The organism is Sphingomonas sp. FUKUSWIS1 (genome assembly GCF_000733135.1).
Lineage (GTDB): Bacteria > Pseudomonadota > Alphaproteobacteria > Sphingomonadales > Sphingomonadaceae > Sphingomonas > Sphingomonas aerolata.
Window position 1 is genome coordinate 1 of the sequence record NZ_JPJC01000088.1, and the last position, 7,124, is coordinate 7,124.

Sequence of the window (7,124 nt, forward strand, 5' to 3'; positions counted from 1 at the left end):
GGAGCGGGTTGAGCGCGCGGCCGAGCGCGAGGCGGCGGATTCGCCCTGGGCGAAGATGGCGTCGTCCGCGACGCGGGCGGCGAGCTCGTCGATCGGGCGGCAGGTGGCGAACGAGATCGGGAAACAGGTGTTCGGGACGACCAGCCGGAGCCGGTCGCGGTCGCGCGGCGGGGCGTCGGGGGGCGGTCTGGTCGGGACTGTGCTGCGCGGGGTGCTGGGGGGGTTGTTTCGGGGGTGATGGGGTGGGGGGCGGACGGTCGTCGCACCCGAAGAGCCCCACCATGCGAAGCCGCCCAGCCTTCCAAGCTGCCCAGTTCCCGAAGCCGCCTCCCCGGCGGAGGCCGGGGTCCAGTTGGGGAGGTTGCGGTAACGGAGCGCCGTCCTGCATCACTGGCGTCCCCCAACTGGGCCCCGGCCTTCGCCGGGGTGGTGGGGTGTGGGGGGGTGGCGTGTCCTCCCTCATGGTCACCCGCGAAGGCGGGTGCCCAGACTGGGTCCCCGCCTTCGCGGGGACGCAAGGGGAGAGCGGGGGCGTGTGATCTCCCGCATACCACCCCGGCGGAGGCCGGGGTCCAGTTGGGGAGGTCGCGGTAACGGAGCGCCGTCCCGCATCACTGGCGTGCCCCAACTGGGCCCCGGCCTTCGCCGGGGTGGTGGGGGGTGTGGCGGCTGGCGGGTCCGATCTCACTTGCACCTCCCCCGGTCTTTGCCGGGGTGGTGGAGGGGGTGGGGTGCTGTGGTATAGGGCGGCATCGGCACGGGCCGGGCGTTGGCCGGGCCGGTGCACCACGTCTTGCAAAGGTACCCGATCATGTCGCTCGATTTCGAATCCACCACCGACTGGGCCGCGATCGGTGAGGAGAGCCTCGATGCGGCGATCGAGTTGCGGCGCGCGATCCATGCGGATCCCGAGGTCGGGCTGCACTGCCCGCGTACCTCGGACAAGGTGAAGGCGGCGCTGGCGGGGCTGCCGCTGGAGATCCGCGAGGGGACGTCCACCACGGGCTTCGTCGCGATCCTGCGTGGCGGGCGGGGTGGTGGCACCGCGGGGGGCAATGGGCGGACCGTGCTGCTGCGCGGCGACATGGATGCGCTGCCGATGCAGGAGGAGACCGGACTGCCGTTCGCGTCGAAGGTCGACGGGGCGATGCATGCGTGCGGGCATGATTCGCATACCGCGATGCTGGTCGGGGCGGCCAAGGCGCTGTGCGCGCGGCGGGACGATCTGCCGGGGACGGTCGTGTTCATGTTCCAGCCGGGTGAGGAAGGGCATCACGGCGCGCGGCACATGATCGCCGACGGGCTGCTCGACGCGCCGCTGCCCGAGGCGGGGTTCGCGCTGCACATCTCGCCCAACATGCCGATGGGGCATGTCGTCAGCCGGTCGGGGACGCTGATGGCGTCGACCGACACGCTGCGCGCGACGATCACCGGGCGCGGCGGGCATGCGGCGATGCCGCACGACTGCCTCGATCCGCTGCCGATCGCATGCGAGATCGTCACCGCGCTGCAGACCTATGTCGCGCGGCAGGTGGCGGTGACCGATCCGGCGGTGCTGTCGATCACCAAGCTGAATGCGGGGAGCGCGCACAACGTCATTCCGTCGAGCGTCGAGATGCTCGGCACGATGCGGACTTTGTCGGAGCGGACGCGCGAACAGCTGCGCGCGGCGTTCGTGCGGATGGTCGAGGGGATCGCCGCGGCGCATGGTGCGGTCGGGACGCCGACGATCGAGCAGGGTTATCCCGTCACCGTGAACGATCCGCGCGCGACCGATCTGATCAAGGCGGTGGCGACGACGATCGGCGGCGAGGGCGCGTATCAGGTGATGCCGCCGATGATGGGGGCGGAGGACTTTTCCTATGTGCTCCAGAAGCTGCCGGGGGCGATGGCGTTCATCGGCGCGGCGCCCGAGGGGAGCGACCCGCGGACCAATCCGCCGCTGCACAATACGAAGATGACGATCAACGAGCGGGTGATGGCACACGGGATCGCGGTGCATTGCGCGGTGGCGGAGCGGTTTCTGGCGAACGGGTTCGATTGAGGGGCTTTGCCCTCCGCAAGGGCGGAGGGCAGACTGGGTCCCCGCCTTCGCGGGGAAACAGGCTTTGGGGGACACTTGCTCTCCGTGTTCTCCCGCGAAGGCGGGAGCCCAGTCTGTCCCCGCCTTTGCGGGGACAGGAGCGCCGGTTACTTCTTGATCAGGCCGATCTCTACCAGGCGTTCGTAGAGATAGTCGTGCGCGGTGATCGGGGTGGGGTAGCGGTTGGGGTTTTCCGCGGTGATCGTCGCCGGCAGCGTCTGAATCAGGAAATCCGGCGCGGGATGCAGGAAGAACGGCATCGAATAGCGCGAATGGCCGCGGCGCTCAGGCGGCGGGTTGACGACGCGGTGCGTGGTCGAGGGCAGGACGTGGTTGGTCAGCCGCTGGAGCATGTCGCCGACATTGACGACCATCGCGCCCTCGGGCGGCTTGATCGACAGCCAGCGGCCGTTCGCGCGGTCGAGCAGTTCGAGGCCCGCCTCTTCCGCACCGAGCAGCAGGGTGATGAGGTTGATGTCCTCATGCGCGCCGGCGCGGACGCCCTCGGCATCGGCGGGGATCGGCGGGTAGTGGAGCAGGCGCAGGACGCTGTTGCCGTCCTTGACCGCGGGGTCGAACCAGTCGGGCGCGAGCTTCAGGTGACGCGCGATCGCGGAGAGCAATTTGTCGCCCGCGGTGTCGAACGCCTTGAACAGGTCGAGGAAGACCGGCTTGAAGCCCTCGGGCCGGGTCGGCCAGACGTTGGGCGACATCTGCGCCGCGTAGCGGTGGCCGGCGGGGAGCTCGCGGCCGACATGCCAGAATTCCTTGAGGTCGACGACTTTCGCGTCCTTGGCGATCTCGGTCTTGAACGGGGTGTAGCCGCGCGCGCCGCCGCCGCCGGGGGCGAAATAGCCGCGCTTCTCGTCCTCGGGCAGCTCGAACAGTGCCTTGGTCTCGGCCCAGGCCTGATCGATCAGGTCGGTCGGGATGCCGTGATCGGCGACGATCGCAAAACCGAAGCGTTCGAACGAGTTGCCGAGCGCGGCGGCAAAGCCATCGGGGTCGTGCGCCTGATCGTCGAGGCTGAGTGTGGGAACCTGGGCGGCGGGGCTGTCGAGCATGGAAGGATGTCCGGATAGGGGAGCGCCGATATAGCGACGCGGGCGCGCGGTGCCAATCGCCTGGCGGGATTTCGCCTGGTGGCTGTGGCGCGGTGGATAGCGGGTTTCGTAGGTAGCGATAACGCGGTAGGGCGCCGCATCATGACCGCAGAAACCCCAGTATCCGACGCGCCCGCGATGCGCGGCGCGCCGATCGGCTTTGTCGAGTTCGTGGCGCTGGTCGCAGCCCTCATGTCGCTGACCGCGCTGGGGATCGATTCGATGCTGCCCGCGCTGCCCGCGATCGGCGAGTCGCTGGGGATCGCGAGCGAGAACAGCCGGCAATATATCGTGACCGCGTTCGTCATCGGCTTCGGCGTCGCGCAGCTCGTCCACGGGCCGCTCGCCGACCGGTTCGGACGCCGCACCGTGCTGCTCTGGTCGCTGGGGCTGTACGCGCTCGCCAATGTCGCCTGCGCGCTGGCGGGAAGCTTCACATTGCTGCTGATCGCGCGGGTCGCAGGCGGGGCGGTGATCGCCGCGGCGCGGGTCGCGACGATCGCGCTGGTGCGCGACTGTTATCACGGGCGGGCGATGGCACGGGTGATGTCGATCGCGTTCATGGTGTTCATGATCGTGCCGATCCTGGCGCCGACCTTCGGCTGGAGCGTGCTGCAGTTCGGCGACTGGCGCGCGATCTTCTGGGTGATCGCAGGCCTGACGCTGGTCGTGCTCGCCTGGTTCTGGGTCCGGATGCCCGAGACGCTGGCGCCCGAGAACGTCCTGCCGATCACGCCGGCGCGGATCCTGTCGGACTGGCGGCAGACGCTCAGCGACCGGCTGTCGCTCGGCTATACGCTGGCGGCGACCGCGCTGATGGGGTCGCTGTACGGTTATCTCAACTCGATCCAGCAGATCATGGCGGACGTGTTCGCCAAGCCCGACCTGCTCGCGCTGATCTTCGCGGTCACCTCGGTGACGATGGCGGCGGCCAATCTGATGAATTCGCGGATCGTGATGAAGCTCGGCACGCGGCTGATCAGCCACTGCGCGCTGTCGGGGCTGATCCTGGTGTCGCTGGTGCATCTGGGCGCGATCGAGGCGAACTGGGAATCGCTCACCAGCTTTGCGGTGTTCCAGGCGCTGACGCTTGGCTGTTTCGGGCTGGCGACGTCGAATTTCTCGGCGATGGCGATGGAGAATATGGGGCGGATCGCTGGCACCGCGTCGAGCGTGCAGGGGTTCGTCAGCGTCACCGCGGGCGCGGTGATCGGCGCGGTGATCGGCCAGGCGTTCGACCGGACGACGGTGCCGCTGGTGCTCGGCTTCCTGCTCGCGGGGCTCGCGGCGCTGGCAGTCGTCGCGCTGACGGAACGGGGCCGCCTGTTCCGGCCTGCGATCGTCGTCAAACCGGCGGAGTGACGGAACCGGGCACGCGTGCCCGCCGTTCCTTGACGCGAGACCGCACGACGCGGCCTGAGCAGGAGCGATAGCATGGGCGGACATCAGGTTCCCGGCATGGGCACGGGCGACGACGGGTATGACGAGGACGGCTATGACGAGAGCCAGCGCGCCGAGATCCTCGAGGCGACGCGCAGCGGCCCGGTCGACGGCGCGATCGTCACCGATCTGAGCCCCGATCTGGGCACGGACGACGACGAGGACGAGCCGATCGACGACATCGACATGGATTCGGAAGCGGTCGGCCAGACCGATTCGACCGTGACGATGGACGAGGACGATATGGACGAGGACGATGTCCAGGACGAGCTCGACGATGGCAGCATCGACGATGACGAGCTGGACGATGCCGACGACGTCGCGCTGAAGCCCTGATCCCTGCGATCCCCCGACGCGCGTGCGGCAGCGATTCCCACACGCGCGTCTCCGCTTCGATGTAGGAGGCGCGCGTGCGTATCGTGATCGCAACCGGCGGCGTGATGCCGATCCTTCTGGGATGCGGCCTGGGCGGCTGCTCGGACCCAAAGCAGCAGCAGCTCGACGTGACCGCGGCGGCGGCGCGCGCGCAACAGAACATCGCGCGCTATGCGGCGGACAGCCGCCCCGGCCGGCATCCCGTCGGCACCACCAAGATCGCGGCGGCGGCGCCCGAGACCCTGCCCGAGGCGGCGGCGGCGGTGGTCCGGCGCTATTACCAGCGGATCGCGGCGCATGACTTTGTCGGGGCGCGCGCGCTCTGGTGTCGCGATGGCGAATCCTCGACGCTCGACCGGGCGGGGTTTGCGAACCGCTTCGCGCGCTATGCCCGTTATGACGCGAGCATCGCCGCGCCGGGCAGCGTCGATGCCGGGGCGGGCCAGTTGCACATCTCGGTTCCCGTGCGGGTGTCGGGGACGCTCCGCGACGGTACGCGCTTTGCCGATGACGGGATGGTTCTGCTGCACCGCGTCAATGACGGGATCGAGACCGCGAGCGCCGAGGCGCATCTCTGGCGGATCGAATCCACGTCGGTCGACCCGGTGATCCCGCCGCCGCGCGCGCCCGTCACCAGCGCGCCCAGACGCCGTTAAGCCGCTGAAACCCGGGTATCCGTAGCGTCTTGCCGACGCCCGGGAAAAGCCACGAAGCCGCCATGATGGCCGCGGTTTCGCCCCTGTTCGTTCATCGGACCGTCAGAAACCGTTGCCATCTTGCCACAGCCGGCGATTGTTCCCGAAATCGACGAACGGCGGTGCAACATTTTCGTCATCGACCTGTTTGGAGGGCCTGAGTGTCACGCGCCACGGGTTGTCCGGGGCGGCGGGACCCAGAACGAAACAAGAAGGTCATTCGAATATGCGTAAGCTTTCCATCGCAGTCGCCATCGCAGCAGCCGCCCTCGCCGCTCCGGCGTTCGCGCAGGACATGTCGGCTCCTGCCCCCACCGACAACAGCGCAGCGCCCGGCGAAGCCGCTGCACCGGACGGCTCGAAGGCCTTCGGGATCGAGCCGTATTTCGGCGTCATGGGCGGTTGGGAGCAGTTCGACAACGAAGCCGGCCACGGCATCCCGCAGGCGCTGAACGCCAACGGCACGCTGCGTCGCGGCTACAAGCCCTCGGGTTCGCTCGTTCAGGGCGTCCTGGGCGTCAACGTTCCGCTGGGCCCGGTCTTCGTCGGCGCAGAAGGTAACGTGATCAAGGGCATCGATGGCAACATCGACTGGCAGTATGGCGCAGCAGGCCGTTTCGGTTTCCGCGCTGGCGACAGCGGCCTGATCTACGGCAAGGTCGGCTACCAGTGGGTCAACTTCGACCATTTCTCGGGCCTGTCGAACACGGTTCCCAACACGAACCGCGACTATAGCGCGATCACCTACGGCATCGGCGCCGAAGTCGGTCCGCAGAGCATCGGCCTGAAGGGCATCACCGGCAACGCGGGCTTCCGCATCCGCGCCGAGGTCAACACCTTCGGCGACGCGCAGAGCTTCCGCCCGATGCTGGGTATCGTCACGCACTTCTGAGCCTTGGCTTAGGTACGTGAAATCGGGCGGGGTGCGAGCGATCGCACCCCGCCCTTTTTTGTGTCCGGCGCGGATCGGCCGGGCCGCGTGGAGAGGCGTCGGGCGGTGCCATGACGTCCTCCTGATGTTCCCGATGCGTTCTGGCGCATTTCCGACTCGCTTCGCCGCATGTGAGTCGACGGGCGAGTGACATCGACTCGTGGCCGCGTAGGCGCGAAAGGCGATGGAGTATGTGTTTGATTTTATGCGGTTGCTGAGCGGCAATCGCGGGACGGGTGGCGCTCGTCGTCGGAGCGGTCCGGGTCTCGCGCTACAGCTCCGCCTGGTGTTCTACGGTGTGCTGATCGGGCTGATGGTGCCGACTTTGCGCAAGATCGACTGGTCGCCGCTCGTCCCGCCGGGTCTGAAGGTCGAATGGCCGACCGGGTTCGGCGTGACCTGGCCCGCGGGGCAGCTCCACGTGCCGGGCGGCTGGGGGCGGCTGCGCGACACCGCCACCGACGTCGCGCCGTCCGCTACGGGCCTCGGCAGCGCGG

The 7,124-nt window shown here is 68.6% G+C and carries 7 protein-coding genes and 1 pseudogene; 7 read left to right on the forward strand and 1 reads right to left on the reverse strand.

The window, feature by feature from the left end:
- Both sphsw_RS06245 and sphsw_RS06250 read left to right on the forward strand, forming a co-directional pair.
- Nucleotides 1–238: pseudogene (locus sphsw_RS06245) on the forward strand (ATP-binding protein); the annotation flags it as partial.
- A gap of 573 nt (nt 239–811) precedes the next feature.
- Nucleotides 812–2,044 carry a M20 metallopeptidase family protein gene (locus tag sphsw_RS06250; protein ID WP_031439849.1) on the forward strand — a complete coding sequence of 411 codons (1,233 nt, stop codon included), beginning with the start codon at nt 812–814 and terminating at the stop codon, nt 2,042–2,044.
- A 146-nt stretch (nt 2,045–2,190) separates the two neighbouring features.
- Here the strand turns inward: sphsw_RS06250 and sphsw_RS06255 are convergent, their stop codons facing one another.
- Nucleotides 2,191–3,147: an isopenicillin N synthase family dioxygenase gene (locus sphsw_RS06255; protein ID WP_031439850.1), complete on the reverse strand. Its 957-nt coding sequence runs from the start codon at nt 3,145–3,147 to the stop codon at nt 2,191–2,193.
- 141 nt (nt 3,148–3,288) lie between these two features.
- Here sphsw_RS06255 and sphsw_RS06260 point away from each other — a divergent pair, with 141 nt between their 5' ends.
- The 5 genes from sphsw_RS06260 to sphsw_RS06280 form a co-directional block, all read left to right on the forward strand.
- Nucleotides 3,289–4,548, forward strand: coding sequence for a multidrug effflux MFS transporter (locus tag sphsw_RS06260; RefSeq protein ID WP_031439851.1), 1,260 nt, complete (start codon nt 3,289–3,291; stop codon nt 4,546–4,548).
- Between the two features lie 72 nt (nt 4,549–4,620).
- The gene (locus tag sphsw_RS06265; protein ID WP_031439852.1) at nt 4,621–4,962 is read left to right on the forward strand and encodes a hypothetical protein; all 342 of its coding nucleotides are present in this window, start codon (nt 4,621–4,623) and stop codon (nt 4,960–4,962) included.
- 74 nt (nt 4,963–5,036) lie between these two features.
- Complete coding sequence (locus sphsw_RS06270) at nt 5,037–5,657, forward strand: hypothetical protein (RefSeq protein WP_052380857.1); 621 nt, start codon at nt 5,037–5,039, stop codon at nt 5,655–5,657.
- A 265-nt stretch (nt 5,658–5,922) separates the two neighbouring features.
- Entirely contained in the window at nt 5,923–6,588 is a 666-nt protein-coding gene (locus tag sphsw_RS06275; RefSeq protein WP_031394478.1) for an outer membrane protein, read from the forward strand.
- 232 nt (nt 6,589–6,820) lie between these two features.
- On the forward strand, nt 6,821–7,124 hold a 304-nt coding region (locus sphsw_RS06280), incomplete at its 3' end, for a hypothetical protein (RefSeq protein WP_152555415.1).